Annotated in this window: 2 protein-coding genes; both read right to left on the bottom strand. The window is 35.7% G+C overall.

Features of this window, described 5'->3' with window-relative positions; all coding sequences use genetic code 11:
• Nucleotides 1-270 (bottom strand): hypothetical protein (locus IX315_RS09515; RefSeq protein WP_211837414.1); only part of this gene is annotated, 270 nt, incomplete at its 3' end.
• Between the two features lie 618 nt (nt 271-888).
• Nucleotides 889-1,683, bottom strand: a complete 795-nt coding sequence (locus IX315_RS09510) for a LytR/AlgR family response regulator transcription factor (protein ID WP_211837413.1) — start codon at nt 1,681-1,683, stop codon at nt 889-891.
• Nucleotides 1,684-1,933: the final 250 nt, after the last annotated feature.

Here is a 1,933-nt window from a genome sequence, read left to right as displayed (position 1 = left end):
ATTGGTGATGGTGTAAGATTTGCCGTTGCTTAGTTTTACTGTAATACCATTTTTCGTTGGTTCTACACTTGTAATGACTGATCCACCCTTAACTTGGGCATCAATGTCTTTGACAAGGGTTTCTAGTGTGCCAACACGCTTGTCCAAGTTGTCAACTTTAGTGTTGACAGAAGCGATGTCTGAACCATAATCCTTGCTACATCCGATTGCCATCAGAGTGATAGCGGCGAACGTAAACAAAGAAATCACCATGATTTTCTTCTTCATCATAATTCTTAGTTGTTAAAAATTTAATGTAATACTTACATATATGAGTTTCGCGTTCATTATAGGTCTAAGCTCTTCTTTGATGTCTACTCACATAAACCTTATGGCGTTTGTGAGTGATATTCAAATAGCTAATGATCCTAAAGTGTCCTCTTTATGAGGTGTATGTTACACAATGCAAATCTCGACAAAACAACCTGATTGCCAAAAGAATATCTGTTATCGGGGCAAATTCTATTGTTAACGGTGGTTTCAAGGTATTGATTGGTTGTTTGCCTTCTGTTGTTGGTTGCTTTTATTATGCCTTTATATTCGATTAGTCACAATTTTAGTCTACTCTGTAAGTAGAAATTAACTTAAAAGCAGGCTGATGATGTGGAGACGTATTAAATTCACTCCCTTAATATGTATATGTGTAATCTCTGTATGAGAATGTTGCACGAAGTGCCCATTTTCGCCGATTTGCAAGCAAATCGGTTGAGACGTTGCACGGTGGTGAAATACAAGGCACTGAGACTGAGGCTACGGGAGCGTACTCACGTACGTGACCGAAGCCGAATGTCGAAAGTAACGCAGTAGTTCGCCACCGTGCGACAGTCTCAGTATTGTAGTTGAGTTTGTTTATCCGATATGTTGGTCGTTGTCTTCCTCTGTTCTTAATAATAGCTGACGAAGTTTTGATGCTTGTCTTCTAGAAATGCTTAGCTCTTCGCCTGTTGTTAATCGGATAATTTGCTTCTGGGGATTAAAGGTATTGATGTATGATAAATTAAGAATGATGCTTCTGTTGATTGGGAAAAAGTTGCCTTCTTCAATAAATGTCTTTCTGTAGTGGCTTAACGCTTTGTTGAGTGTGATGTTTGTACTGTCTATGAGTTTGACTTCACATTCATGGCTGTTTCCGGTAGAGAAATATACTATTTCGTCTAACTGTATAATCTCTATCTCGCCAGTCCTTTTTTCAAATGCAATGCTACTGTTTTTTATATTTTGCGGGGGGGTGATTAGACTTTTGGTGTTATTGTAAAAAGGTAGTTTCTTATGCCTTTTTAATTTTATTATTTCTATGGATTTATTGATAGCTTTTTCTAGATCTGTGTCTTTTATGGGTGTGGTAATATAGTCTGCGACAGAGAGTTTCAGGGCTTTGATTGCATAGTCTAATTGAAACTTTTCAGAAATAAATATTACTTCAAAGTTTCTTTCTGCAGGAAGTTGTTGTAGTAAACCAGATGCATTTTCACCATCGAGGTAAATAAATGCTATGTCATATCCACTCAGTAGAGCAAGTTTGTCTCCTTGAGTGGTAGATTTATTGATTTCTGGTCTCTGTAAATCAGTATTCATTGCCATGATTTTCTCTTTTAGCATAAGTGTCTTAGAGAAAGAATCCCCAATTATTATACTTCTGTACATATAACTAATGTGTCTATTATCTTGAGTTATTGATTATTGGTAATCTGCGTAATTAAGCCCTATTTTAGTTGTTTGGCTTTTATTTCTTCTTTTGCAAATATAGCTCTAATTTTTGATTGCCAATACAAAATATATGTTTATGGTCTTATTTCTATGGTTATCGGTAGAATAACTATTGTTAATGGACTTTTGCTCGAGTTGTTTGGTATTTCTATCTTTATTGTGTATCTGTTATGCTTTATTATATCAT

Origin of the sequence: Porphyromonas levii (genome assembly GCF_018206105.1) — a bacterium.
GTDB classification, from domain to species: Bacteria; Bacteroidota; Bacteroidia; order Bacteroidales; family Porphyromonadaceae; genus Porphyromonas_A; species Porphyromonas_A levii.
The sequence above is the reverse complement of the archived record's forward strand: the minus strand, read 5'-3'. Positions and strand labels throughout refer to the sequence as shown.